General features: G+C 57.7%; 23 protein-coding genes. 17 read left to right on the top strand and 6 right to left on the bottom strand.

What is annotated here, in order from left to right; translation table 11 throughout:
- The first annotated feature begins 42 nt into the window (after nt 1-42).
- The 7 genes from QYQ93_RS22875 (at nt 43) to QYQ93_RS22845 (ending at nt 8,255) form a co-directional block, all read left to right on the top strand.
- Nucleotides 43-1,302 (top strand): AGE family epimerase/isomerase, encoded by a 1,260-nt coding sequence (locus tag QYQ93_RS22875; RefSeq protein ID WP_338475533.1) that lies wholly within the window; start codon nt 43-45, stop codon nt 1,300-1,302.
- A 104-nt stretch (nt 1,303-1,406) separates the two neighbouring features.
- Nucleotides 1,407-2,693 carry an ABC transporter substrate-binding protein gene (locus tag QYQ93_RS22870; protein WP_043049036.1) on the top strand — a complete coding sequence of 429 codons (1,287 nt, stop codon included), beginning with the start codon at nt 1,407-1,409 and terminating at the stop codon, nt 2,691-2,693.
- A 157-nt stretch (nt 2,694-2,850) separates the two neighbouring features.
- On the top strand, nt 2,851-3,759 hold the full coding sequence (locus QYQ93_RS22865; protein WP_034115703.1) for a carbohydrate ABC transporter permease: 909 nt from the start codon (nt 2,851-2,853) through the stop codon (nt 3,757-3,759).
- Entirely contained in the window at nt 3,752-4,597 is an 846-nt protein-coding gene (locus QYQ93_RS22860) for a carbohydrate ABC transporter permease (protein ID WP_056847651.1), read from the top strand. Before QYQ93_RS22865 ends, QYQ93_RS22860 begins: the two co-directional genes overlap by 8 nt.
- Before the next feature lie 2 nt (nt 4,598-4,599).
- Entirely contained in the window at nt 4,600-5,760 is a 1,161-nt protein-coding gene (locus tag QYQ93_RS22855) for an ABC transporter ATP-binding protein (protein ID WP_043049032.1), read from the top strand.
- Nucleotides 5,761-5,964: 204 nt separating this feature from the next.
- Complete coding sequence (locus tag QYQ93_RS22850) at nt 5,965-7,311, top strand: carbohydrate porin (protein WP_043049030.1); 1,347 nt, start codon at nt 5,965-5,967, stop codon at nt 7,309-7,311.
- Between the two features lie 98 nt (nt 7,312-7,409).
- Complete coding sequence (locus QYQ93_RS22845; RefSeq protein ID WP_338475532.1) at nt 7,410-8,255, top strand: D-hexose-6-phosphate mutarotase; 846 nt, start codon at nt 7,410-7,412, stop codon at nt 8,253-8,255.
- A gap of 121 nt (nt 8,256-8,376) precedes the next feature.
- On the opposite strand, the gene QYQ93_RS22840 is transcribed toward QYQ93_RS22845, so the two are convergent.
- Nucleotides 8,377-9,237, bottom strand: coding sequence for a MurR/RpiR family transcriptional regulator (locus tag QYQ93_RS22840; protein ID WP_169856377.1), 861 nt, complete (start codon nt 9,235-9,237; stop codon nt 8,377-8,379).
- A gap of 219 nt (nt 9,238-9,456) precedes the next feature.
- On the opposite strand from QYQ93_RS22840, the gene zwf reads away from it, so the two are divergent.
- From zwf to QYQ93_RS22825, 3 genes are read left to right on the top strand one after another with little or no spacing between them, the layout of a single operon-like run.
- Nucleotides 9,457-10,923, top strand: coding sequence for a glucose-6-phosphate dehydrogenase (gene zwf, locus QYQ93_RS22835; protein WP_043049028.1), 1,467 nt, complete (start codon nt 9,457-9,459; stop codon nt 10,921-10,923).
- Nucleotides 10,910-11,623, top strand: coding sequence for a 6-phosphogluconolactonase (gene pgl / locus QYQ93_RS22830; protein WP_043049025.1), 714 nt, complete (start codon nt 10,910-10,912; stop codon nt 11,621-11,623). Before zwf ends, pgl begins: the two co-directional genes overlap by 14 nt.
- Nucleotides 11,624-11,640: 17 nt before the next feature.
- Nucleotides 11,641-12,306, top strand: a complete 666-nt coding sequence (locus QYQ93_RS22825; RefSeq protein ID WP_043049024.1) for a bifunctional 4-hydroxy-2-oxoglutarate aldolase/2-dehydro-3-deoxy-phosphogluconate aldolase — start codon at nt 11,641-11,643, stop codon at nt 12,304-12,306.
- A 198-nt stretch (nt 12,307-12,504) separates the two neighbouring features.
- Here QYQ93_RS22825 and QYQ93_RS22820 read toward each other — a convergent pair whose 3' ends face one another.
- Both QYQ93_RS22820 and QYQ93_RS22815 read right to left on the bottom strand, forming a co-directional pair.
- Nucleotides 12,505-13,680, bottom strand: coding sequence for an aminotransferase class V-fold PLP-dependent enzyme (locus QYQ93_RS22820; RefSeq protein ID WP_338475531.1), 1,176 nt, complete (start codon nt 13,678-13,680; stop codon nt 12,505-12,507).
- Between the two features lie 10 nt (nt 13,681-13,690).
- Nucleotides 13,691-13,927, bottom strand: coding sequence for a DUF3820 family protein (locus QYQ93_RS22815; RefSeq protein ID WP_017139191.1), 237 nt, complete (start codon nt 13,925-13,927; stop codon nt 13,691-13,693).
- 204 nt (nt 13,928-14,131) lie between these two features.
- Between QYQ93_RS22815 and QYQ93_RS22810 the strand changes: the two genes are divergently transcribed.
- The gene (locus tag QYQ93_RS22810) at nt 14,132-14,599 is read left to right on the top strand and encodes a ferritin-like domain-containing protein (protein WP_034139096.1); all 468 of its coding nucleotides are present in this window, start codon (nt 14,132-14,134) and stop codon (nt 14,597-14,599) included.
- Between the two features lie 1,146 nt (nt 14,600-15,745).
- Here the strand turns inward: QYQ93_RS22810 and QYQ93_RS22800 are convergent.
- Both QYQ93_RS22800 and QYQ93_RS22795 read right to left on the bottom strand, forming a co-directional pair.
- Nucleotides 15,746-16,216, bottom strand: coding sequence for a MaoC family dehydratase (locus QYQ93_RS22800; protein WP_043051217.1), 471 nt, complete (start codon nt 16,214-16,216; stop codon nt 15,746-15,748).
- Nucleotides 16,217-16,272: 56 nt separating this feature from the next.
- Nucleotides 16,273-17,217: an alpha/beta hydrolase gene (locus QYQ93_RS22795; protein ID WP_338475530.1), complete on the bottom strand. Its 945-nt coding sequence runs from the start codon at nt 17,215-17,217 to the stop codon at nt 16,273-16,275.
- A gap of 210 nt (nt 17,218-17,427) precedes the next feature.
- Between QYQ93_RS22795 and fadD2 the strand changes: the two genes are divergently transcribed.
- The 3 genes from fadD2 (at nt 17,428) to QYQ93_RS22780 (ending at nt 22,152) form a co-directional block, all read left to right on the top strand.
- A complete protein-coding gene (gene fadD2 / locus QYQ93_RS22790) occupies nt 17,428-19,116 on the top strand; it encodes a long-chain-fatty-acid--CoA ligase FadD2 (protein ID WP_338475529.1) in 1,689 nt (562 codons plus the stop codon).
- A gap of 381 nt (nt 19,117-19,497) precedes the next feature.
- Nucleotides 19,498-21,189: a long-chain-fatty-acid--CoA ligase FadD1 gene (fadD1, locus tag QYQ93_RS22785; protein WP_043051220.1), complete on the top strand. Its 1,692-nt coding sequence runs from the start codon at nt 19,498-19,500 to the stop codon at nt 21,187-21,189.
- Between the two features lie 174 nt (nt 21,190-21,363).
- A complete protein-coding gene (locus QYQ93_RS22780) occupies nt 21,364-22,152 on the top strand; it encodes an SDR family oxidoreductase (protein WP_043051221.1) in 789 nt (262 codons plus the stop codon).
- On the opposite strand, the gene QYQ93_RS22775 is transcribed toward QYQ93_RS22780, so the two are convergent.
- Nucleotides 22,149-22,298: a hypothetical protein gene (locus QYQ93_RS22775; protein ID WP_338475528.1), complete on the bottom strand. Its 150-nt coding sequence runs from the start codon at nt 22,296-22,298 to the stop codon at nt 22,149-22,151. The two genes, QYQ93_RS22780 and QYQ93_RS22775, sit on opposite strands and share 4 nt — an antisense overlap.
- Nucleotides 22,299-22,452: 154 nt before the next feature.
- Here QYQ93_RS22775 and aroA point away from each other — a divergent pair, with 154 nt between their 5' ends.
- The 3 genes from aroA (at nt 22,453) to QYQ93_RS22760 (ending at nt 26,392) form a co-directional block, all read left to right on the top strand.
- Complete coding sequence (aroA, locus tag QYQ93_RS22770) at nt 22,453-23,805, top strand: 3-phosphoshikimate 1-carboxyvinyltransferase (protein ID WP_043051222.1); 1,353 nt, start codon at nt 22,453-22,455, stop codon at nt 23,803-23,805.
- A gap of 63 nt (nt 23,806-23,868) precedes the next feature.
- On the top strand, nt 23,869-24,648 hold the full coding sequence (locus QYQ93_RS22765) for a phytanoyl-CoA dioxygenase family protein (RefSeq protein ID WP_338475527.1): 780 nt from the start codon (nt 23,869-23,871) through the stop codon (nt 24,646-24,648).
- Nucleotides 24,649-24,661: 13 nt separating this feature from the next.
- A complete protein-coding gene (locus QYQ93_RS22760) occupies nt 24,662-26,392 on the top strand; it encodes a thiamine pyrophosphate-binding protein (protein WP_338475526.1) in 1,731 nt (576 codons plus the stop codon).
- Nucleotides 26,393-26,401: the final 9 nt, after the last annotated feature.

The following is a 26,401-nucleotide window of genomic DNA, read 5'->3' as shown; positions in this document are numbered from 1 at the left end:
TTTAGACTCCGGTCATCCCACATAGAACAATAAGGGCCACCCATGACCACCCGACCACTGCCTTCCAGCAGTTGGCTGAACGCACCTGCCCATCACGCCTGGCTCGCCGCCGAAGGCCAGCGCCTGCTGGCGTTCGCCAAGGCATCGCGGCTGCCGGATGGTTTCGGCAACCTGGACGATAAAGGCCAACTGCTGGCCAATGCCCACGCCGAAACCATGAACACCGCCCGTATGACCCACAGCTTCGCCATGGCCCATGTCATGGGGCTACCTGGTTATGCCGAATTGGTGGCCCATGGTGTCGAGGCCCTCAGCGGCCCGCTGCGCGACCGTAAGCACGGCGGCTGGTTCGCCACTCCCAACGCCCTTGATGGCAACACCGGCAAGGCTGCTTACCTGCATGCCTTCGTCGCCCTGGCCGCCAGCTCTGCCGCAGTGGCCGGCGCGCCCGGCGCACAGGCCTTATTGAACGACGCCATCCATATCATCGACCAGTTCTTCTGGAGCGAGGAGGAGGGCGTCATGCTTGAATCCTTCGCCCAGGACTGGAGCGGCGTCGAAGCCTATCGCGGTGCCAACAGCAATATGCACGCGACCGAAGCCTTCCTGGCCCTGGCCGATGTTACTGCAGATACCCGTTGGCTGGACCGCGCGCTGCGCATCGTCGAACGGGTGATCCACACCCATGCCGCCGCCAACCAGTTCATGGTGATCGAGCATTTCGATCCGCAGTGGAAGCCGCTGCCGGACTACAACCAAGACAACCCCGCCGATGGCTTTCGCCCTTATGGCATCACCCCCGGCCACGGTTTTGAGTGGGCGCGGCTCGTGTTGCACCTGGAGGCCGCGCGCTTGCAAGCCGGGCTCAGCACACCAGATTGGCTGGTGAGCGACGCCAAAAATCTGTTTGCCAGTGCTTGTGAATATGCCTGGGCTGTCGAGGGTGCTGCCGGCATCGTCTACACCCTGGACTGGAACCATCGCCCGGTGGTGCGCGAGCGTCTGCACTGGACCCACGCCGAAGCCAGCGCCGCCGCGCAAGCCTTGCTCAAGCGTACCGGCGAACTGCATTACGAGACCTGGTACCGTCGAATCTGGGAGTTCTGCGAAACCCACTTTATCGATCGCATCAACGGCAGTTGGCACCACGAACTCAGCCCTCACAACCAGCCCAGCAGCAAGATCTGGGGCGGCAAACCGGACCTCTACCACGCCTGGCAAGCGGTGGTGCTGCCTGCGCTACCCTTGTCGCCCAGCATGACCAGCGCTTTAGCCCAGGGCGCTTATGTCACCAAGTGGTGACATTTGTACGTCCCTTTGTTACCTGCACCCTGGAAATCCATGTTTAAACTCCGTGCAGCGCAAGCTCTAGACTTGCATGCATAACAACAAGAAAAGGTACTCAGATGAACGCGATTAATCGCCTCGCCGTCGCTATTTCCATTGCCTCGTTGTTTCCCCTCACTGCATTTGCCGCCGACTCCAAAGGCACGGTCGAAGTGGTGCATTGGTGGACCTCAGGCGGTGAGAAAGCGGCTGTGGATGTGCTGAAGGCCCAAGTTGAGAAAGACGGTTTCACCTGGAAAGACGGTGCCGTCGCAGGCGGCGGTGGCGCCACCGCGATGACCGTGCTGAAAAGCCGCGCGGTTGCCGGCAACCCACCAGGCGTTGCCCAGATCAAGGGCCCCGACATCCAGGAATGGGCGTCCACCGGCCTGCTCGATACCGACGTGCTCAAGGACGTCGCCAAAGCAGAAAAGTGGGACTCCCTGCTCGACAAGAAAGTCTCCGACACCGTCAAGTACGACGGTGACTACGTTGCGGTACCGGTCAACATCCACCGCGTGAACTGGTTGTGGATCAACCCGGAAGTCTTCAAGAAAGCCGGCATCACCAAGAACCCCACCACCCTCGAAGAATTCTACGCAGCCGGCGACAAGCTTAAAGCTGCGGGCTTCATTGCGCTCGCCCACGGTGGCCAGCCTTGGCAGGACAGCACCGTGTTCGAAGCGGTAGTCCTCTCAGTCATGGGAGCGGACGGCTACAAGAAAGCCCTGGTCGACCTGGATAACGGCGCGCTGACCGGTCCGGAAATGGTCAAGGCCCTTACCGAGCTGAAGAAAGTCGCGACCTACATGGACGTCGACGGCAAAGGCCAGGACTGGAACCTCGAAGCCGGTAAGGTCATCAACGGCAAGGCCGGCATGCAGATCATGGGTGACTGGGCCAAGTCCGAGTGGACTGCGGCCAAGAAAGTCGCCGGCAAGGATTACGAGTGCGTAGCCTTCCCAGGCACCGACAAAGCCTTCACCTACAACATCGACTCCCTGGCGGTGTTCAAGCAGAAAGACAAAGGCACTGCCGCAGGTCAGCAGGACATCGCCAAAGTCGTGCTGGGTGAAAACTTCCAGAAAGTGTTCAGCATCAACAAGGGCTCGATCCCTGTGCGTAACGATATGCTGACCAAGATGGATTCCTACGGCTTCGACTCCTGCGCCCAGACCGCCGCCAAGGACTTCCTGACCGACGCCAAGACCGGCGGCCTTCAGCCAAGCATGGCGCACAACATGGCCACTACCCTGGCGGTGCAAGGTGCATTCTTTGACGTGGTGACCAACTACATCAACGACCCGAAAGCCGACCCGGCCGACACCGCCAAGAAGCTTGGCGCGGCGATCAAGTCGGCCAAGTAACACAGCTATCTGTAGGAGCGAGCTTGCTCGCGAAAAACTCAAGGTCACCGCGTTCATCCTGTATGCACGCGCTATCGTTGAAGTCCTTCGCGAGCAAGCTAGCTCCTACAGGGTTCGGTCTACCTGTTAGTTCTTTTTCCCTGTACTGGATTTCCCCATGAGTTCTGTTGCTGTGTTCAGCAAGGCCTCGCCGTTCGATGCACTGCAACGCTGGCTGCCCAAACTGGTGCTGGCGCCGAGCATGTTCATCGTGTTGGTGGGCTTTTATGGCTACATCCTGTGGACGTTCGTGCTGTCGTTCACCACCTCCACCTTCCTGCCCAGCTACAAATGGGCGGGCCTGGCTCAGTATGAGCGGTTGTTCGACAACGACCGTTGGTGGGTCGCGAGCAAGAACCTGGCCGTATTCGGCGGCATGTTCATTGGCATCACCCTGGTGATCGGGGTGACGCTGGCGATTTTCCTCGACCAGAAAATCCGCCGTGAAGGTTTTATCCGCACCATTTACCTGTACCCGATGGCGCTCTCGATGATCGTCACCGGTACCGCCTGGAAATGGCTGCTCAACCCGGGCATGGGCCTGGACAAACTCCTGCGTGATTGGGGCTGGGAAGGCTTCCGTCTCGATTGGCTGATCGACCCGGATCGCGTGGTGTATTGCCTGGTGATTGCCGCCGTGTGGCAAGCCTCCGGTTTCATCATGGCGATGTTCCTCGCGGGCCTGCGGGGTGTTGACCAGTCGATCATCCGCGCCGCCCAGATCGACGGTGCCAGCCTGCCGCGCATCTATTGGAGCGTGGTGCTGCCCAGCCTGCGTCCGGTGTTTTTCAGTGCGGTAATGATCCTGGCGCACATTGCGATCAAGAGCTTTGACTTGGTGGCCGCCATGACTGCCGGCGGCCCGGGCTATTCGTCCGACCTGCCGGCGATGTTCATGTACTCGTTCACCTTCAGTCGCGGCCAGATGGGCATGGGCTCGGCCAGTGCAATCCTGATGCTCGGTGCGATCCTCGCGATCATCGTGCCGTACCTGTATTCCGAGCTGAGGACCAAGCGTAATGACTAGTCTCGTTGCCAAACCTGCCATCAGCCTGAGCCGCATCGCGATCTACGCGGTGCTGATCCTGGCGGTGCTGCTGTACCTGGTACCGCTGGTGGTGATGCTGCTCACTAGCTTCAAGACCCCGGAAGACATCAGCACCGGCAACCTGCTGAGCTGGCCGACCGTGGTCAGTGGCATCGGCTGGGTCAAGGCCTGGGCCACGGTGGATGGCTACTTCTGGAACTCGATCAAGATCACTGTGCCAGCGGTACTGATTTCCACCGCCATCGGTGCCTTGAACGGCTATGTGCTGTCGTTCTGGCGCTTCCGGGGTTCGCAGCTGTTCTTCGGGCTGTTGCTGTTCGGCTGCTTCCTGCCGTTCCAGACCGTGCTGCTGCCGGCGTCGTTCACCCTCGGCAAGATGGGCCTGGCCAGCACCACCACCGGCCTGGTGTTTGTGCACGTGGTCTACGGCCTGGCGTTCACCACGCTGTTTTTCCGTAACTACTACGTGAGCATTCCGGATGCATTGATCAAGGCGGCACGCCTGGATGGCGCGGGATTCTTCACTATCTTCCGCCAGATCATCCTGCCGATGTCGACGCCGATCATCATGGTCTGCCTGATCTGGCAGTTCACCCAGATCTGGAACGACTTCCTGTTCGGCGTGGTGTTCTCCAGCGGCGACTCCCAGCCCATTACGGTGGCGCTGAACAACCTGGTCAACACCAGCACCGGGGCCAAGGAATATAACGTGGATATGGCGGCGGCGATGATCGCCGGGTTGCCGACCCTGCTGGTCTATGTGATCGCAGGCAAGTATTTCGTGCGCGGCCTTACGGCCGGCGCGGTCAAGGGGTAATCATGGCTACGCTTGAACTTCGCAATGTAAACAAGACCTATGGCGCCGGCCTGCCCGACACCTTGAAGAACATCGAACTGTCGATCAAGGAAGGCGAGTTCCTGATCCTGGTCGGCCCGTCGGGCTGTGGCAAATCCACGCTGATGAACTGCATCGCCGGCCTTGAGACCATCAGCGGCGGCGCGATCATGATCGGCGACCAGGACGTCAGCGGCATGAGCCCCAAGGACCGTGACATCGCCATGGTGTTCCAGTCCTACGCGCTGTACCCGACCATGAGCGTGCGCGAGAACATCGAGTTCGGCCTGAAGATCCGCAAGATGCCCCAGGCCGATATCGATACTGAAGTGGCTCGTGTGGCCAAGCTGCTGCAGATCGAGCATCTGCTCAACCGCAAGCCTGGCCAGTTGTCCGGCGGCCAGCAACAGCGTGTGGCCATGGGCCGTGCCCTGGCGCGTCGGCCGAAGATCTACCTGTTCGACGAACCATTGTCCAACCTCGACGCCAAGCTGCGCGTCGAGATGCGCACCGAAATGAAACTGATGCACCAGCGCCTGAAAACCACCACCGTCTATGTCACCCACGATCAGATCGAAGCGATGACCCTGGGCGACAAGGTGGCGGTGATGAAGGATGGCATCATCCAGCAGTTCGGTACGCCGAAAGAGATCTACAACAACCCTGCCAACCAGTTCGTGGCGAGTTTTATCGGTTCGCCGCCGATGAACTTCGTGCCTCTGCGCCTGCAACGCAAGGACGGTCGCCTGGTGGCGCTGCTCGACAGCGGTCAGGCCCGTTGCGAACTGGCGCTTAACATGACGGACGCCGGCCTTGAGGACCGCGATGTGATCCTGGGCCTGCGCCCGGAGCAAATCATGTTGGCGGCGGGCGAGGGCAACAGCGCATCGAGCATTCGTGCCGAAGTCCAGGTCACCGAGCCGACCGGCCCGGACACCCTGGTATTCGTTCAGCTCAACGACACCAAGGTCTGCTGCCGCCTGGCGCCGGACGTAGCGCCGCAGGTCGGCGAGACCCTGACCCTGCAATTCGACCCGGCCAAGGTGTTGCTGTTTGACGCCAAGACCGGTGAGCGACTGGGTACCGCTGCTTCGCTGCCGGCACAGGGGCATGCCGACAACGTGACCCAGTTCAAGGGTCGCTGAAGCATCGTGTAGGAGCGGGCTTGCTCGCGAAGGTCGTTAACGATAACGCGGGCATCCTGGATGAACGCAATGACCTTGGGTTTTTCGCGGGCAAGCTCGCTCCTACAGTAATGTGGCTAATGGTTAACTTGTTGTTTAGGCTAAAAAAATGTAACCCGCGTTAGATAAAAACAGTTTAATAACAATAAAGACGAGGATGTAGGGATGAAAAAGCAACACAACAACACTCGGCTGATCTGCCAACTGTCAGCAGCAGCAGCCCTTGTATTGTCCGCCAATGCGATGGCGGCCGATGCGTTCAGCGCCGATTCCAAGTGGATGACCGGCGATTGGGGCGGTGAGCGTACCAAGCTGATCGAGCAAGGTATCGACATCAAGGCCGACTACGTTGGGGAAATGGGCTACAACGCCCACGGCGGCTACAACGACGACAAGACCGGTCGCTACTCTGACCAGTTCGGTCTGGGCGTGGCACTGGACCTGCAAAAACTGTGGGGCTGGGATAACACCCAGGCCAAGATCCAGTTGACCAACCGTAATGGCCAGAACATCTCCAATGACCGCATTGGTGACCCGCGTGCCGGCACCTTGAGCTCGTCCCAGGAAGTCTACGGTCGCGGCCACATGGTACGCCTGACCCAGTTCTGGATTCAGCACCAGATGTTCGACAACAAGTTGGACGTGAAACTCGGCTACTTCGGTGAAGGCGAAGACTTCAACACCTTCCCGTGCGACTTCCAGAACCTGTCGTTCTGTGGCTCCCAAGTGGGTAACTACGTAAACACCTGGTACAACTGGCCGGTCGCCCAGGCCGCGATCCGTGTGAAGTACAACATCACGCCTGAGCTGTATGCGCAAATCGGCGCCTACAACCAGAACCCTTCGCAATTGGAGCACGGCAACGGCTTCAAGCTCAGCGGTAGCGGCACCAAGGGTACTGTGATTCCGGTGGAATTGGTCTGGTCGCCGAAGGTCAATAACCTGCCGGGCGAATATCGTGTGGGCTTCTACAAGAGCGCCGCTGATGCCCCGGATGTACGTGAAGACGTCAACGGCGGCGATGCTGTCCTTTCTGGCGCAGACTTCCGCACCCGTAGCAGCAAGAAAGGTTACTGGTTCGTTGCCCAACAGCAACTGACTACGCATAACGGCGATGCTTCCCGTGGCTTGAATATCGCTGCCAACGCGACCTTCCACGACAAGGAAACCAACCTGGTCGACAACTACCAGTCGTTGATGCTGGTGTACAAGGGCCCATTCGACGCACGTCCAAAAGATGATGTCGGCATTGGCGTCGCTCGCCTGCATGTCAACGATGACGTGAAGAAGAACTCCCAACTGCTCAACGCCGCCAATGGTGTGAGCGACTATGACAACCCGCTGTACACGCCGATTCGTGAGACCGAGTACAACGTCGAACTCAACTATGGTTTCCACGTCACCAATTGGCTGACCGTGCGTCCTAACCTGCAATACGTTGTCCAGCCTGGCGGCGTGGATAAAGTCGACAACGCTCTGGTCGCTGGCTTGAAAATTCAGTCTACGTTCTAACGCTGTTGCGATAAGCTCCTCTCTCTGTGCGCATTTGCGGGTAGCCATGGCTATCCGCTTTTTTTTGGCTTGCACTGTGATATTCGGGACCTGGGCACATGCATGAGCAACCGCTGCAACGCTTTTTCAAATCCCTGCGCGAACGTCCGGTGTTCGCCTGGGAGCGCTTTCAGATGCGTGACGTGTTGGTGATCGACCATCCCCTGTGCCAGGCAGTGTTCAGTCGCCAGGGTGCGCAATTGCTGCACTTTCAACCGACGGGCCAGAAGCCGTGGCTGTGGTGTGCCGCCAAATGGCCGCAAGTCGGGGCTATCCGTGGTGGCGTACCGGTGTGCTGGCCGTGGTATGGCCGTCACCCCAGTGAAAACGCATGGCCGTCCCATGGCTGGGCGCGCTTGATCGACTGGAAACTGCTCGACAGCAGCACCGATGACGATGGCGTGCGCCTGCGCTGGCAATTGCAATTGTGCGACTGGCAGGTGGACTTGCACGCGCACTTGGGCGAAACCCTGGAACTGCGCCTGAGCACTGAGCACCAGGACGAGTTGCCGTGCCAGTTGAGCCATGCTTTGCACGCTTACTGGCGTATTGGTCACGTTGACGAGGTAGCGCTGTCTGGGCTCGACGGCGCGCAAGGTTATGATCAGCTCAACCGTCAGGTTTGCCAGCAGGAAGGTGAACTGCGGGTCGATGGCGGTTGCCAGCGGGTGTTCCAGCACGAGGGTGAATTGCAACTCAAGGATCACGCCTGGCAGCGCGAACTGTGCATCGACACCGGCGACAGCGCCGACACGGTGGTGTGGCATCCAGGTAGCCGACCGCTGTTGGGCGTGAGCTTTAACGAGGCGTCGGGGTTTGTGTGCGTAGAGTCGGCCATGGCCGGGGCCAGCCTGGCGCCGGGGGAGAGGGCGCATTTGAGTTTGCAGGCCAGGGCTGGGGTTTAGGTGTATGGCTGAGGGCCCTATCGGGAGCAAGCCCCCTCCCACAGTTTGATTTGTGAATACCTTCAAATGTGGGAGGGGGCTTGCTCCCGATGAGGCCAGTGCAGCCAACACAAGTCCAGGCCTAGTTGAACTCATCCCCCACCGGATACCGGCTGTCATTCAAGCTCTCTTTGATCTTGCGCAAATGCGGCTGGAAATCCACCCCGCGACGCAGGGTCATGCCGGTTGCCAGCACATCCAGCACCGTCAGCTGGATGATGCGAGACGTCATCGGCATATAGATGTCGGTGTCTTCCGGCAGCGGAATGTTCAGGCTTACCGTACTCGCCTTGGCCAGCGGTGAGTTCTCGGCGGTGACACCCAATACTGAAGCACCATTTTCCCGGGCAATACGCGCTACTTCCACCAGCTCGCGGGTACGTCCGGTGTAGGAAATGATCACGAACAACTCACCGGTGTGGGCCACCGAAGCGATCATGCGCTGCATCAGCACATCCGCATGAGCGGTCACCGCCAGGTTGAAACGGAAAAACTTGTGCAGCGCATCCATCGCCACCGGTGCCGAAGCCCCGAGGCCGAAGAAATGGATCTGCCGTGCCTGGATCAACAAGTCCACGGCCTTGCTGATCAGCGCCGGGTCCAGGGCCTGGCAGGCGCTGTCCAGGGAGGCAATGGCACTGCCAAAGATCTTCTGGGTGTAGGCTTCGGGGTTATCATCAGCTTCCACGGCGCGGCTGACATAGGCGGCGCCACTGGCCAGGCTTTGCGCCAGTTGCAATTTAAGTTCAGGGTAGCCGCTGACACCGAACGAACGGCAGAAACGGTTGACCGTCGGTTCACTGACCGAGGCGGCCTGGGCGAGGGCGGCGATCGAGAAGCGTGTGGCCTGCTGCGGGTTGAGCAGGATGACTTCAGCGACTTTGCGCTCGGCCTTGTTCAATTCTTCGAGGCGGTTCCGGATCTGTTCCAGAAGATTTCGCACGCGGTCCATTCAGTCTTTCCTTCGGGCGACGATGCAAATAAGGGGCAGTGACCAATCGATGAGTGGCCCTTTGCGGTGGCCTATCCTACTGAGGGTAGCTGAACACCACCACTCGGAATGCGTATTTCGGGAAAATGTTGTGGTTATTACTACATTTTTCCTTGAGTGATGCCTTGAAAAAAGGTATTTGTAGCTTAACTTGATAAAAGAACAAACATCATGCCTTCGATAACCGTAGAACCCTGCACCTTTGCCCTGTTTGGCGCCTTGGGTGATCTGGCGCTGCGCAAGTTATTTCCTGCTCTCTATCAACTCGATGGCGCCGGGTTGCTGCACGACGACACGCGCATCCTGGCCCTGGCCCGTGAAGCCGGTAGCGAGCAGCAACACTTGGCCCATATCGAAACACAATTGCGTAAGTACGTCGGCAAGGAACTCGACGAAGCTGTGGCCACACGCTTCCTTGCACGCCTGGCCTATGTGCATGTCGACTTCATGAAGGCTGACGACTACGTCACCCTGGCCGAGAACGTCGGCAGCGAACAACGCCTGATTGCCTATTTCGCCACCCCGGCGGCGGTGTACGGCGCGATCTGCGAGAACCTGGCCAAGGTCGGCCTGGCAGACAACACCCGTGTGGTGCTGGAAAAGCCCATCGGTTCGGACCTGGAGTCCTCGCGCAAGGTCAACGACGCCGTGGCGCAGTTTTTCCCGGAAAACCGCACCTACCGCATCGACCACTACCTGGGCAAAGAGACCGTCCAGAACCTGATCGCCCTGCGTTTCGCCAATAGCCTGTTCGAAACCCAGTGGAACCAGAACTACATTTCCCATGTGGAAATTACCGTGGCCGAGCAGGTCGGCATCGAAGGCCGTTGGGGCTACTTCGACAAGGCCGGCCAGCTGCGTGACATGATCCAGAATCACTTGTTGCAACTGCTCTGTCTGATTGCCATGGACCCGCCGGCCGACCTGTCCGCTGACAGCATCCGTGACGAGAAGGTCAAGGTGCTCAAGGCCCTGGCGCCGATCAGTCCCGAGGGCCTGACCACCCAGGTAGTGCGCGGCCAATACATCGCCGGCTACAGTGCCGGCAAAGCCGTGCCGGGCTACCTGGAAGAAGACAATTCCAACACCCAGAGCGACACCGAGACTTTCGTCGCCCTGCGTGCCGATATACGTAACTGGCGTTGGGCCGGGGTGCCGTTCTACCTGCGCACCGGCAAGCGCATGCCGCAAAAGCTGTCGCAGATCGTCATTCACTTCAAGGAACCGTCCCACTACATCTTCGCTCCCGAGCAGCGCCTGCAGATCAGCAACAAGCTGATCATCCGCCTGCAGCCGGACGAAGGCATTTCCTTACGGGTGATGACCAAGGAGCAGGGCCTGGACAAGGGCATGCAACTGCGCAGCGGGCCACTGCAATTGAATTTTTCCGACACCTATCGCAGCGCACGGATCCCCGATGCCTACGAGCGTTTGCTGTTGGAAGTAATGCGCGGCAATCAGAACCTGTTTGTTCGCAAAGATGAAATCGAAGCCGCGTGGAAGTGGTGCGACCAGTTGATCGCCGGCTGGAAGAAGTCCGGCGATGCGCCCAAGCCTTATGCGGCGGGGTCCTGGGGGCCGATGAGCTCGATTGCACTGATTACGCGGGATGGGAGGTCGTGGTATGGCGATATCTGAATTGAAACTGCCTCAGGGCGTGACTGCCCATGAGTACCGTACGCCCGCGCTGTTGGCCGATGGCCTGGCCAATGACGTGGCCGAACAACTGCGCGCGGCCATCAGTGCCCGTGGCGAGGCGACCTTGGTGGTGTCCGGTGGCCGCAGCCCCGTGGCGTTTTTCCAGAACCTGGCCAAGCAGGGCCTGGACTGGTCCAAGGTCACCATCAGCCTGGCTGATGAACGCTGGGTGCCGGTAGAGCACGCCGACAGCAACGCCGGCCTGTTAAAGCAGCACCTGCTGCAAGGCCCGGCGGCCAAGGCCAGGTTCCTCAGCCTGTACAGCGCTGCCGCTAATCTTGAAGATGCTGCCGAGCAGGCTGATCGCCTGCTGGCCGAACTGCCAGCCATTGATGTGCTGGTGTTGGGCATGGGCGATGACGGCCACACCGCATCGTTGTTCCCCAACAGCCCGAACCTGGGTGAGGCGCTTAAGGCCGACGGAACCCGCCGTTGCTGGCCGATGCTGGCGCCGACCGTGCCGCACCAGCGCCTGACCATGAGTCGTGCGTTGCTGGCTACGGCCAACTACACCGTGCTGTCGATTTCCGGCAGTTCGAAATTGACCACCTTGAGCGCCGCCCTGGCCAGTGACGATGTTGCTGCCATGCCGATTCGCGCGTTTTTGCAACCTACTCTAGAGATTTACTGGTGCCCATGAGCCAAGGATCAGCCGCTATGAAAAGCCCTCAATCGACCGTGTCCATGGCGGATAAAGTTGCCTTGATCGACAGCCTCTGCGCCAAGGCGCGGATCCTGCCGGTGATCACCATCGCCCGCGAACAGGACATCCTGCCCCTGGCAGACGCCCTGGCAGCCGGCGGTTTGACCGCGTTGGAAGTGACCTTGCGTTCGGAGTTCGGCCTCAAGGCCATTCAGGTCTTGCGTGAGCAGCGGCCTGAGTTGTGCACCGGCGCCGGTACTGTGCTTGACCGCCATATGCTCGAAGCGGCCGAAGTGGCCGGCTCGCAATTTATCGTTACCCCCGGCATCACCCGCGACCTGCTGGAAGCCTCGGTACACAGTCCGATCCCACTGCTGCCCGGAATCAGCAACGCCTCCGGCATCATGGAAGGCTATGGTCTGGGGTATCGGCGCTTCAAGCTGTTCCCGGCCGAAGTCAGCGGCGGTGTCGCGGCCATCAAGGCCCTCGGTGGCCCGTTTGGCGAAGTGAAGTTCTGCCCGACCGGCGGCGTCGGCCCGGCCAATATCAAGAGCTACATGGCGTTGAAAAACGTCATGTGCGTGGGCGGTAGCTGGATGCTTGACCCTGCGTGGATCAAGAACGGCGACTGGGCGCGCATCCAGGAAGTCACCGCCGAGGCCCTGGCGCTGCTGGACTGAGTTGATTTACCGAATCGTTGTTGCTGTGCTTTAACGGCATTTTTGCGGTGCACTTGGTCGGTGCGCCGCTTTTTTTTTCTAGAAAATCCCCAGGCTCACCGAAAACCGTGGGAGGGGGCTTGCTCCCGATAGCGGTAGATCAGCCACTGCGTCTGGTAACTGACACACCGTAATCGGGAGCAAGCCCCCTCCCACAGTTTAATCTTTGCTTAGCTCGGTTATGGCGTTGACCAGCACGCCGATATCCACTGCCGAGGTCAGCAACCCCGGCGTCACCCGGATACAGGTGCCAAACGCAGCCCCCGTGCGCGTGGTGACAAACAGGTCGTATTCCTTGAGCAACCTGTCCACCATCACCTGCTGATCCCGCCCGATGAACTTGAACGCTGTGATCCCGCAATACAGTCGCGGATCATCCGACGTCAGCACTTCAATCCCCGGCAATGGCCTTACCTGGCTTACCCACAGATCGCGCAGGTAATTTACCCGTGCGCCCTTGGCTGCAGCGCCGCCCAATTGACGATGTTCTTCAAACACCAAGGGCAAGGTCATCAGCGCGGGAAAATTCGGCGTGCTGTAGGACGTACGCGCGCGCACATCAGTGGCGGGATAGTGAAACTCGCCCATGTCCGGGTCGATATCTGCCAGGCGCTCCGGGGCGATATACATAAAGCCCAGGGTCAGCGGTGCGCCGATCCATTTATGCAGGTTGAAACCGGCAAATTGAATGCCCAGTTCGGCCAGGTTGAACTCGATCTGGCCAAGCGCGTGCGCGCCGTCGAGGATCACATCGATAGCCTGTTCACGTGCAGCCCCGGCAATGGCTGCAACAGGCATTACCAGGCCGGTGCGATGGGTGACATGGGTCAGGGCCATCAGCTTGATGCGCGGGTACTGCACGAACGCGTCGCGATAAGTCTGTACCAGGCTGTTGAAGCTGGCCGGATGGGTGTGTGATACCTCGATCACCTCCACGCCACGGACGCTTGCAAGCCAGCGCATGGCACCCTTGACCGTGTCGTACTCCAAATCACTGATCAACACCTGATCGCCCGGCCGCAGGCGGTTGTAGTTGCGAATCAGCGACTGCAAGGCTTCGGTGGCGTTGCGGGTGAAGGCGAGCGCCTGCGGATCGACATTGATCAGTGCGGCCAATTGGCGGCGGATCTGGATATTTTCACCCTGCTCAAAGCGCTGGCGCACATACACCGAGTTGCTGCGGTTGATATAGCTGATGTGTTCAAGGTACTGCGCCTCTACTGCACGGCTCATGCGCCCGAAATAACCATTTTCCAGGTTGATCGGCCCAGGCTCGAGGTCAAAGCGTTCGGCGATGGCGCGCCAGTGGGATTCGTTATCAGCATTCCTTGGCATGGCGAGTCTCTTAATGACGGGGGGCGGGTTTACCGTGTTTAACGCGCAGCGGTTCGAGTAATTCAGACAAGCCGTTGTGGTCGATTTCCTGCATCAGGGCCAGCAAACCGCCTAATTCACCGTGGGGAAAACCTTCACGGGCGAACCAGTTCAGGTAGGGCCCAGGCAAGTCGGCGATGATCCGGCCCTTGTATTTGCCGAAGGGCATTTCGCGAGTGATCAGCAATTCGAGTTTTTCGGGGTTCATGGGCTTCGTGCGATTGGGGCGATATCTTCGAAAATACAGGCATTCTGCATGAAGGCCAAATGACAGATCATGCAAATAACGTCAATACAGATGGTTCAATAAATCTTAAGCTATTGAAATTTAACATTATTTTTGTTTTTTAAAACCTGGCACGGGCGCTGCAATAACTAAGGCAACCTTCTAACCCGTATAAGGAATTGAAAAATGACTGACATCAATAAAGAATCGATCTCCGTACTGAACGACCTGATCGAGACCAGCATCGACGGCCAAAAGGGTTTCAAGGAATGCGCTGAAGATATCAAGCATCCGGAACTCAAGGCCCTGTTCGCCAAGCGCTCTGCTGACTGCGCCACTGCCGCCGCCGAACTGAAAACAGCCGTGCGCGCCCTGGGCGGCGATCCGGAAGATTCCGGCAGCATGGCCGGCGCCCTGCACCGTGGCTGGGTCGACGTGAAGTCGATGGTCACCGGCAAGGACGAAGAAGCTGTGCTGAACGAAGCTGAGCGCGGTGAAGACCACGCACTCAAGGCTTACCGTGAAGCGATCGAGAAGATCAACAAGCACAACCTGCTGGGCATTCGTGACCTGGTTGAGCGCCAGTACCACGGCGTACAGCGTAACCATGACCAGGTAAAAGCCCTGCGTAACCAGGCTCGCGCTCAGTCGTAAGACCTGCACTGTAACAACTGTGGGAGGGGGCTTGCTCCCGATTGCGGTGAGTCATTCACTCAATAGGTGATTGATTTACCGCCATCGGGGGCAAGCCCCCTCTTATCAAACTTCAAATAAGCTACTGATTTTAAAGAGTTAAAATTTAGTCTTAACGCCGGATATTTTGGCGGCGGCCCGGGATGCTGCGCGACGGCGCCACGTCGACGATGTGACCGGGTTGTTGGGTTGTTGGAGCGAGTACATATCCGTTGCTTAGGTAACGGCCACTATAGGTTCCGCCCTTACGGCGGCTCACTTTGCAAAAGCGGCAAAGTAAGCAAAACGCTCTTGCCCCACCACTCGGCACCTCGCCCGGGCTCGGTGTGCCCTCACTCCGGCTTGAATCCGTGGGCCGCCGTCATGGGCCATCCTTGGCCCAGGACGGCTAACCCGGCGTCCTGCCGGGTTACCCACGGATTCAAGCCTGCGTTCGGCCAGCGTGGTTTAACGGGGCGCCTGAGATCAAAAGCGACTCGCTGCGCATCGCAGATACGCTGGCGGCGCTTCTGCTTCTCTCGTAGGAGCGAGCTTGCTCGCGAAAAACCTGAGAACGCCGCGTTCTGTCTGGTTTCCCGCGTCATCGTTAACGACCTTCGCGGGCAAGCCCGCTCCCACAGGGGTACGCGCACGCTTCAACGATCAGGTCGGCTATAAGGCCGCCTCGCTGTGTTTTTGATCTAAGGCGCCCCGTTAAACCACGCTGGCCGGAATTCGACAGGGATTTGGGGGGTAAACCGGCAGGGATGCCGGTTTAGCCGCCCCGCGCCATGGATGGCGCGTGGCGGCGGCCCCCCAAATCAATGTCGGATTACGGGCACACCGAGCCTAGGCGAGGTGCCGAGTGGTGGGGCAAGAGCGTTTTGCTTACTTTTGCCTGGGCCGGCATTCCGGCTTTTCAAAAGTGAGCCGCTGTAAAAGCGGAACCATAAGTGGCCGTTGCCCAAATAACGGATATGTACCCAGGACGAAAACCAACATCCTGCTCGGCTGTCAGGCCGCCACGGGAGCAAGCTCCCTAGTTTGCTGCGCGACAGCGTCACATCGAAGATGTGGTGGGGACTCCCACATTTTTGCATTGTGTAGATTCTAAAATTGCAGTCAGCCTCAGCCGATGCTGATCGGCGGCAACTCGGTCAAGGTCACCACCTGCTGCTTGCGTGGCGCCAGGATTTCCGCTTCGCCATCCACGACCAACTCATCGCGCTGGTTGAACACCCGCGTGGCAATACGCACACGGAATTTCGGCATTTTTTCGAGGATTTCCAGGCGCACGGTGAGGGTGTCGCCAATCTTGACCGGCTTCTGAAAGGTCATCTGCTGGCCGATGTAGATAGTGCCCGGCCCAGGCAGCTCGCAGGCTACGGCTGCACTGATCAGCGCGCCGCTGAACATGCCGTGGGCAATACGCTCCTTGAACATGGTCGCCTTGGCGTATTCGGCATCCAGGTGTACGGGGTTGTGGTCGCCGGACATGGCGGCGAACAGCTGGATATCGCGCTCTTCTACCAACTTGCTGTAGCTGGCCGTCTGGCCGACTTCGAGGGCTTCATACGGGGTGTTGGTTACCTGGGTCATCTAAAGCTGCATCCTGTGGCTAAGCGGTAATTAATTAACTGATTTTAAACGAAAAATTATTCACATCGGGCCGGCCTGCGCAGTGCCAGGGCCTGGTCGAGCCAGGTCAATACATCCGCTGTGACTTCAGCGCGGTTGGTTTCGTTGAACACTTCGTGCCGCGCCTGCGGGTAGAGATTCAATTGCACGTTCTGGCAGCCGGCTTCACGCAGGGCATGGGCCAGATCCTTGAGACGCTTGCCTTCGCTCACCGGATCACATTCGCCGCCTATCACCAGGATCGGCAGGCCCGGGTCGATCTGGGCGAGATTGGACGCTTTGCTGATCTGCTGCAAGCCGCCGAGCAGGTCGATCCACAGCTGGTTGGTGCAACGGAAACCGCACAGTGGGTCGTTGATGTACTTGTCGACTTCGTCCGGATCGCGGCTGAGCCAGTCGAATGCCGTGCGGGTGGGCTTGAACGCTTTGTTGAACGAGCCGAACGACAGGAACTCGATCAGCGCACTGCGGCCGCGCACACCCTGGCGCAGGCGTTCGATACGCGCGATCAACCGCGCCGCGGTGTACAACGCCACCGGCTGGAAATTCGAACCGCTGAGAATCGCTCCATGCAGGCTGGCACTGTGGTGCAGCAGATAGCCCTGGGCGATGTAGCTGCCCATGCTGTGGCCAAGCAAAATAATCGGCAGGCCCGGTAGCTGCTGGCCAATATGCTGGTTGAGGCTGGCAAGGTCGCCCACCACCTTGTTCCAGCCATCCTTTTCGGCGTAGAGCCCCAAGGTACCCTCGTCAGCAGTACGGCCATGGCCGCGCTGATCCAGCGCATACACGCCATAGCCTGCGCCGCACAGGGCTTCGGCCAGGCGAGCATAACGGCCACTGTGCTCGGCCATGCCATGGGCGAGCATCACCATGGCCTTGGGCAGCCCGTCGGGCATCCATTGATTGACGTACAGGCGGCTGCGGTCGTTCGCGGTCAGCCAGAAGGTGCTGTGGTTCATGGCGACTCCATTTGCTCAGAATCAATGCAGTGTATCGCTCATTGGCAGAGGGACGCAGTATCTGCCTACACGTTAGCCGCAAGATTCATACAATCAATGACACGATCAAGCATATTTGCCTGTTTGGCCATAGCTGCTAACGTCCCCAAGGCTCCGCTTCTTATAAATGGATAGAGCGGCCGGACACATTCAGGTAAGAGGACAAGAATAATGCAACCTGATTTCTGGAATGACAAACGCGCGGCGGGCGTCCCCAATGCCATCGACCTCAGCGCCTACAAGTCGGTGATCGAGGTCTTCGAGCGTTCCTGCAAGACTTTTGCCGACCGTCCGGCATTCAGCAACATGGGCATCACCCTGACCTACGCCGAGCTCGAGCGCCAGAGTGCGGCGTTCGCCGGTTACCTGCAGCAGCACACCGACCTCAAGCCTGGCGAGCGTATCGCGGTGCAGATGCCCAACGTGCTGCATTATCCGGTGGCGGTATTCGGCGCTCTGCGCGCCGGGCTGATCGTGGTCAATACCAACCCGCTGTACACTCCGCGCGAAATGCGTCACCAGTTCAAGGACGCGGGCGTGCGGGCGCTGGTCTACCTCAACCTGTTCGGCTCGCGGGTGCAGGAGGTTTGCACCGATACCGAGATCGACTACCTGATCGAAGCCAGGATGGGCGACTTCATGCCCGCCGCCAAGGGCTGGCTGGTCAATACCGTGGTCGACAAGGTAAAGAAGATGGTCCCGGCCTACCACCTGCCACGGGCGGTGTCGTTCAAGCGCGCCTTGCGCATGGGCGCGGGCCTTGGCGTAACGCGGCATCCGGTGAGCCTGGACGATATCGCCGTGCTGCAATACACCGGTGGCACCACTGGCCTTGCCAAGGGCGCGATGCTCACCCACGGCAACCTGGTGGCGAACATGCAGCAAGTGCGCGCATGCATGTCGCAACTGGGCGAGGACGGCCAGCCGTTGGTCAAGGAAGGGCAGGAGGTGATGATCGCGCCGCTGCCGCTGTATCACATCTACGCATTCACGGCGAACTGCATGTGCATGATGGTCTCCGGTAACCACAATGTGCTGATTACCAACCCGCGGGACATTGGCGGCTTTATCAAGGAACTCAAGCAGTGGCGGTTCTCCTGCCTGTTGGGGCTCAACACCCTGTTTGTGGCGCTGATGGATCACCCGGACTTCAAGAACCTGGATTTCTCCCACCTCAAGATCACCAACTCCGGCGGCACCGCCCTGGTCAAGGCCACGGCGGAACGCTGGAAGGCGCTGACCGGCTGCTCCATCGGCGAAGGCTACGGCCTTACCGAAACCTCACCAGTGGCCAGTACCAACCCCTACGGCGGGCTGTCGCGCCTGGGTACCGTGGGTATTCCAGTGCCGGGTACGGCGATGAAAGTGATTGATGACGAGGGCCATGAACTGCCCTTGGGCGAGCGCGGCGAGCTGTGCATCCAGGGCCCGCAAGTGATGAAGGGTTATTGGGAGCAACCGGTCGCCACCGCCGAGACCCTGGACGCTGAAGGCTGGCTCAAGACCGGCGACATTGCGGTGATCGATACCGATGGCTACGTCAGTATTGTGGATCGCAAGAAGGATTTGATCATCGTCTCGGGGTTCAATGTGTACCCCAACGAAATCGAAGACGTAGTGATGGCCCACCCGGCCGTAGCCAACTGCGCGGTGATCGGTGTGCCGGATGAGCGCACGGGGGAGGCGGTGAAGCTGTTCGTGGTGGCACGGGCCCAGGGGGTGAGCCTTGAGGAATTGAAGGCGTACTGCAAGACCAACTTCACCGGCTACAAGGTGCCCAAGCATATTGTGCTGAGGGAATCGTTGCCGATGACGCCGGTGGGCAAGATTCTGCGGCGGGAGCTGCGCGACATAGCCTGAATTGAAATAGGGTCAAAATGTGGGAGGGGGCTTGCCCCCGATAGCAGTGTGTCAGTCAATAGAGTATTTGGATGATCCACCGTTATCGGGAGCAAGCCCCCTCCCACATTTGGTATCTGTCGCCCAGGAAAGCCCATTCCAGAGCGGATTTCAGTGATATAGAATCTTTGCTCTAAAAATGACCATTAGATATTCTTGAGTCATGTTTATGACTGTAGGGCCCTCTTTTGGCTCTAGGCGGCCCTTGGCAAAGCTGCTACTCTCGGCGCGCTTTGTGACGTCTCGGCCTGCTGGAAAGCGCCAGATTCACCTAAAAACATACACCAATAATAATCGCATCAAATGCGATGATGAATTCGCGTCGCTGAGGAGTGGGCTTCCATGAATGAAGACTTTTGGAAGGATAAGTACCCCGCCGGGATTGCTGCACAGATCAATCCAGACGAGTATCCGAATATTCAGGCGGTATTGAAGCAGTCCTGCCAACGCTTCGCCAACAAACCGGCTTTCAGCAACCTGGGCAAGACCATCACCTACGGTGAACTGTACGAATTGTCCGGCGCGTTCGCCGCCTACCTGCAACAGCATACCGACTTGAAGCCCGGCGATCGAATCGCCGTGCAACTGCCCAACGTCCTGCAATACCCGGTCGCCGTGTTCGGTGCCATCCGTGCCGGCCTGATCGTGGTCAACACCAACCCGCTGTACACAGCGCGGGAAATGGAACACCAATTCAATGACTCCGGGGCCAAGGCCCTGGTCTGTCTGGCCAACATGGCGCACCTGGCTGAAAAAGTCGTGCCCAAGACCGCCGTCAAGCATGTGATCGTCACTGAAGTCGCTGACCTGCTGTCGCCGTTCAAGCGGCTGCTGATCAACAGTGTGATCAAGTACGTGAAGAAGATGGTTCCGGCCTACCACTTGCCCCAGGCGATCAAGTTCAACGACGTGCTGGCCAAGGGGCACGGTCAGGCGGTCAACGACGCCAGTCCGGCCAGCAGCGATGTGGCGGTGTTGCAATACACCGGCGGTACCACCGGCGTGGCCAAGGGCGCTATGCTGACCCACCGCAACCTCGTCGCCAACATGCTGCAGTGCAAGGCGCTGATGGGCTCGAACCTCAATGAAGGTTGCGAGATCCTGATCACGCCGCTGCCGCTGTATCACATCTATGCGTTTACCTTTCATTGCATGGCGATGATGTTGATCGGCAACCACAATATCCTGATCAGCAACCCGCGCGACCTGCCGGCGATGGTCAAGGAACTGTCGAAGTGGAAGTTCAGTGGGTTTGTCGGCCTCAACACGCTGTTTGTCGCGCTGTGCAACAACGAAGCCTTCCGCAAGCTGGATTTCTCCGCGCTGAAAATCACCCTGTCGGGCGGCATGGCGTTGCAACTGGCAGCGGCCGAGCGCTGGAAGGCGGTGACCGGCTGCAGCATCTGCGAAGGCTACGGCATGACCGAAACCAGTCCTGTGGCCACGGTCAACCCGATCCAGCACATCCAGATCGGCACTATCGGCATTCCGGTGCCGTCCACTGTGTGCAAGGTCATCGCCGACGACGGCACCGAGCTGCCGCTGGGCGAAACCGGCGAGCTCTGCGTCAAGGGCCCGCAAGTGATGAAGGGCTATTGGCAGCGCGAAGACGCCACCGCCGAGATGCTCGACAGTGATGGCTGGTTGAAGACTGGTGACATCGCGATCATCCAGCCCGATGGCTATATGCGTATTGTCGACCGCAAGAAAGACATGATTCTGGTCTCCGGCTTCAACGTCTATCCCAACGAGTTGGAAGACGTGCTGGCCGGCTTGCCGGGGGTTCTACAATGCGCAGCCATTGGCGTACCGGATGAAAAATCCGGAGAGCACATCAAGCTCTTCATCGTGGTCAAGCCAGGGGCCACCCTGACCAAGGATCAGGTGATGGAGCACATGCGCGCCAACGTCACCGGCTATAAGGTGCCCAAGGCTGTGGAGTTCCGCGATGCGCTGCCGACCACCAATGTGGGCAAGATCCTGCGTCGAGAACTGCGTGATGAAGAGTTGAAAAAGCTGGGCGTTAAAAAATAGCTCAGTCAAGCGTCCAGCCGCACTTGAACGATACCCCTCACTGAGGGGTATTTTTTTGCCTCTCTATAGGCGTAATACCCTGCTTGTTTCTCTGCGGACATCTGTGATATCGAATGGACAAGTGCGGGTTTGATACCCGGGTTTGCAAGATGAACGGCTGATCGAGGAGTGATGATGGACTTAGGGATTCGAGGCAAATGGGCTGTCGTCTGTGCCGCCAGTAAAGGCTTGGGTTATAGCTGTGCACAGGCGCTGGCGGACGAAGGTGTAAACATTGTGATCAACGCGCGAGGGTCGGTTGACTTGCAGGCCGCCACGCAACGCTTGAAGCAAAGAAATCCGGAGGTCGAAGTCATCTCGGTTGTCGGAGATATTACCGATCCATCGATTCGCCAATCATTGGTCGATGCCGCGCCGCAAGTTGATATTTTGATTAATAATGCCGGGGGACCTAAGCCGGGAAACTTTCGCGAGTGGACAAGTGACGAGTGGCGTTCGGCAATTGACACAAATATGTTGGCGCCTATCGAGCTGATAAAGTTGGTGGTCGACTCAATGGCAAATCGAGGCTTCGGTCGAATAATTAATATAACGTCTGGCGCGGTCAAGTCGCCTCTGGATGCCCTGGGGCTTTCAACCTCGGTACGGTGTGGGCTTACAGGCTTCGTTGCCGGCCTGGCACGCCAACGGGACTTCGCTGCAAAAAACACCACGATCAATAATATTTTACCGGGAGCGTTCAAGACGCAACGCCTGGAGCACACGCTTCAAGCGACAGCAGAGGGCTCAGGAAAAACCTTCGACGCGGTGACTGAAAGTCGTCTGGCGAGCATTCCCATGGGGCGCTTTGGAGACCCCTCTGAGTTTGCTGCATTGTGCGCATTTTTATGCAGTAACCAGGCTGCCTATATGACGGGTCAGAACCTCCTTATTGATGGTGGAGCATACCCTGGTATCTTCTAATGAATAGCAATATGTAGCGTTGTGCCATCTGATTTATTCAAAATCTCCAATATCAAACCGCCAGCAATGGCGGTTTTTTTATGGGTTTTGTGTTTCTTTTGAGTTCGTAATGCACTGAAATCAAACAATAAAATAAAACGAGTCATAGATTGGATCCAATCTTATTCCTTTTTGTTATTTGAAACGTCTCAATCCCTAGGTTAGGTTTTTAAGCGGTTGTAACAAGATGTTTCAGCCTAGCCGGTGAGTGTTACGCCCACTCGCCGATCAAGTTGGATCTACTGTCTTAGGGAGCAACGCATGTCGACCCAAAAACGCTTGAAAGTCTTTCCTACTGCATCGATCGGCAATATCGCTACCATCCCCTCCTCAAAACCTGAAACACAGCGGGCGATTATTGCCGCGAGCCTGGCATCAGGAACTTCCTATATTTACAACGACCTTCGTTGTCTCGAAACCGAAACAATGAAAAAGGCCTGTCGTAGTATCGGCGCAGTGATTGAGGAGCAACCAGGACGGTTGGTGGTGACGGGCACCGGCGGCTTGATCAAGCCTGAAAAGAAGGTGATCGACGCGCTAGGTTCTGGGTTGGTATTTCGAGTGTTTGCCGCGCTGACCTGCTTTACAACGACCCCAGCCGTGATTACCGGGGATGATGTACTGCGCGGACGTGTCATGGAACCCTTGTTTGTAGCGCTGGAAGGGCTGGGCGCACACATTTCATGCATCAACCACAGTGGCAAGGCGCCTATCGTCAATTGGGGTGGTTATCAGGGCGGGGAGTGCACGATTGAGGGCAACATCAGCTCGCAATTCATCACCGCTATTCTTTTCTGCGCGCCTTTGGCCAAACAACCTACGGTGGTCAATATCCGCGGTGAAATTCTGTCGCTGTCGTATATCAAGCAAACCCTGGAAACGCTCGGTACAGCGGGGATTGCTTTTGAGGTGAACTCGGACTATTCGCGGATCACGGTATACCCAGGCCAGTACCAAAGTGCCAACTATACGATTGTCGGTGATTACACGTCCTCGTCCTACTTGATCGCAGCTGGAATAATTTTTCCCGGTACATTGACCCTGAAAAACATGAACAGCAAGAGTTTGCAGGGGGAGCGTGCAATTCTTAAAGTGGCCGAGGCACTGGGGGTAAACGTCGAATTCAATGACGCTGCCAATGAAGTGCGCATTATTAATAACTTGACCGAATTGAAAGGCGAATATCATTTTGACGCCAGTGATTATCCTAATATCGTGCCAACGCTGGCGGCGATCGGTGCTTATGTGCAAGGCGAGTTCAAGGTCACTGGTGGCTCCATTACCCGCTTGCACAAGTCGCCACGCATCGAAGCGATGGTGACTGAGCTGGTAAAAATGGGCGTGGCCATAGAGCCGTTATTTAAAAATGGCGTCTACGACGGCTTCGTCATTCGTGGAGAACCAAGTTACGCCGGTGATGCGGTGTTATCGGCCTGGGGTGACCATCGGATCTTCATGTCACTGTTTGTCGCCTCGCTGCGGTGCCAACAGATCAACGAGTTGGATGGTTACCAGGATGTCCACTGCTCCTTTCCGGATTTCTTCCAGGAGTTTGAACGCTTGGGCGTGTCATTCGAAGAGTCTTCGACAGCCGCCAAACATATTGAAGTCTGATTGATCATCCATGAATTGAGTTGAGGGTGGCCGGGTCACCCTCTTTATAACGGACTATAAAACATGAATTATCGAGAAAAGCTTCAGCAAGAAGGGTATGTCGTTATTTCGCAAGTCCTTTCCAGCGATCAAGTGGCTAGATTGCGTGAGACTTATACCCGAAGTTTGGCGCAGACTCAGCAAAGCACGCTGCTGCCAACGTCCTTTCTACAATTCAGTGACATGATCAGCGCGTTGTTCGAGCCGCGAGCCGTCAACGCTATCAAGGAGATATTCCAGTCGGATTTCTCTTTGTTGCCCAATTTTACGGTGCGTGAAAGTGTTTATATACCTTGGCATAACGATGCTTATTTTCTGCCTGAAGAAGTGATTGATCCCAGTGCGTCTCCTGAGTTTTTGCAATGTGCCTATTATCTTCAAGATAATGATCCTGTCGCGGGCGGCGGTATCACGTTATTGCCCGGTTCGCATAAACTCAGCAAGGATGAAGTCAAACTCAGGCTTGCCGACCCGACGGCCTTTGAGCGCACCGTCATGAGTAAGGCCGGCGACTTGGTCATTTGGGATAATCGAGTCACTCACCGCAGCAGCGCACCCGATGAAACACCGGTGGCAACGAAGTTGGCCATTCAGTGGACTGTCTCCGCTTCGACCAAACATAACGCTTCCTATATTACCTACTTGCGCGCGCGGGCAGAACGTAGTCTGCACGTGTCCGACTATTTGCCGAATAGTCCCAAGCCGTATTTTGCCGATATGCCCAATGTGCGATACCCATCCTCTTTCTCTCAGGATGCCGTATTAAAGATGAAGCGCGAAAGCATCGCTTTTATTGAGATCTGAACAGGGGATTGCAATGGACTTGCAAAGTGCTGGCGAAACCGGTGCACATTACATTCTTCGCCAACTTCAGTCTTTTGGCGTCACGCACTTCTTCATGGTGCCCGGCAAACTGATCAATGCTTTTATGCGTTGTTACCCTAGTGATGGTTCCGGAACGCTGGAGATTGAACCGGTCGTCACTGCCTGCGAAACAGGTGCGTCCTATATGGCGGAAGGTTACGCCCGGGCCAGTGAAAAAATCGGGGTGTGCCTGGTCATCGGCGGCCCGGGCGTCACCAATGCGTTGACCGGGATAGCGTCCGCCTATACCGATCACCAACCGGTCTTGCTGTTGTCAGGCCAGATTGCGTCCTCCCTGGAAATGCAGAACGTGCTCCAGGACGGTAGCCAAACGGGCGTCAATCTGTGCGATGTGTTCAAACCCATCACCCGCAGTGCCCTCGAGGTCAAGGCCGGGCAACCCTTGCCGGCCTTTCTGCGTGAATCGGTCCGGCTATTGAGGGGCGTGGAAAAAGGTCCGACTTACTTGGCTGTCAGCAAAGAAGCGCTGTATGAAAAATCCATAACTCGCGTTGATATCGCTCCAAGCGTACTGGAGTCGTGGAGCAATCAAGCGCTTGCCGTCGAAAAGATCAAAAGTGCTGCGATCAAGGCAGTTTTCAAGCGCTCGACCAATCTTGTCATTCTCGCGGGGCTGCGTTGTAAAAACGCCAAGGTAGCAGCTGCGCTTGTGGCGTTTTCCGAACGTTTTTCGATCCCGGTTGCCACCACTTTGAGCGCCAAGGGCCTGTTTCCGGAAGACCACCCCAACGCGCTCGGGGTTTACGGTTACTCGGGAAATAAACGCGCCATTGAAGCCTTCAAGAACGGCGTGGATGGCGTGATTCTACTCGGGCTCGACACCACTCAATGGAGCACCATGCTGTGGTCCCATGAGTTAAGGCCGGCATGTGGCGCTATCCAGGTGGACGAGAGCCCGGATTACCTGGGGCGTTTTCTCGATATTGATCACGGCGTGGTGGCGACGGGGGACGGCTTCTTGCGCCTGGTTTGCGAGGTTCACGCAGAGGAACTGTCCGCCACCCAGGAAAGTCGTTCCAAGTGGTCGAGTGATCTTCAGCGGGTGCCTTTGCATTATCCGATCGATGCCAAGGCCACAGGCAATATCGCAGACCACCCTGCGGCCTATATTCCCGTGCTGCAGTCGTATTTTCCCAGTGATGGCGTGGTGTGTGTCGACTCGGGATCGCACCGCTCGTTCTTCGGTCACTATTGGACCGCACGCGGCCCCGCGGCTTATTTATCGGCAACCACCCTGGGCCCGATGGGCTGGAGTATCCCCGCGGGCATAGGTGCAAGCTTCGCCCGTGCCCATGGCAAGACCATGGTGGTTACCGGTGACGGCTGCATGTTGATGCAAGGGCTTGAGCTGTCCACCGCCGCCAAACATGGGTTGAATATCATCTTTGTCGTTTTCAACAACAGGTCGTATTCGGCAAGTTACTTCAATAACAAAGATAACTTGCCCGCGCTGACGCAAATCCCTGACTACAACTGGTGCCTGTTTGCCCAGAGCCTGGGCGTGAGCGCGACATGCGTCAGTACCCCGGAGGCATTGCACGATTGTATTGAAAGCATCATGAGCTTGGCTCGGCCTCATCTCATTGAAATCAAGTGCGACGGGCGACATGTCACGCCCAATAGCGAATACAGCTCGCGCCTGAAAGATCATCCCTTACTGTGAGGAGCCTGT

It is taken from the genome of Pseudomonas khavaziana, from assembly GCF_036704165.1.
Taxonomy (GTDB): Bacteria; Pseudomonadota; Gammaproteobacteria; order Pseudomonadales; family Pseudomonadaceae; genus Aquipseudomonas; species Aquipseudomonas khavaziana.
The sequence above is the reverse complement of the archived record's forward strand: the minus strand, read 5'-3'. Positions and strand labels throughout refer to the sequence as shown.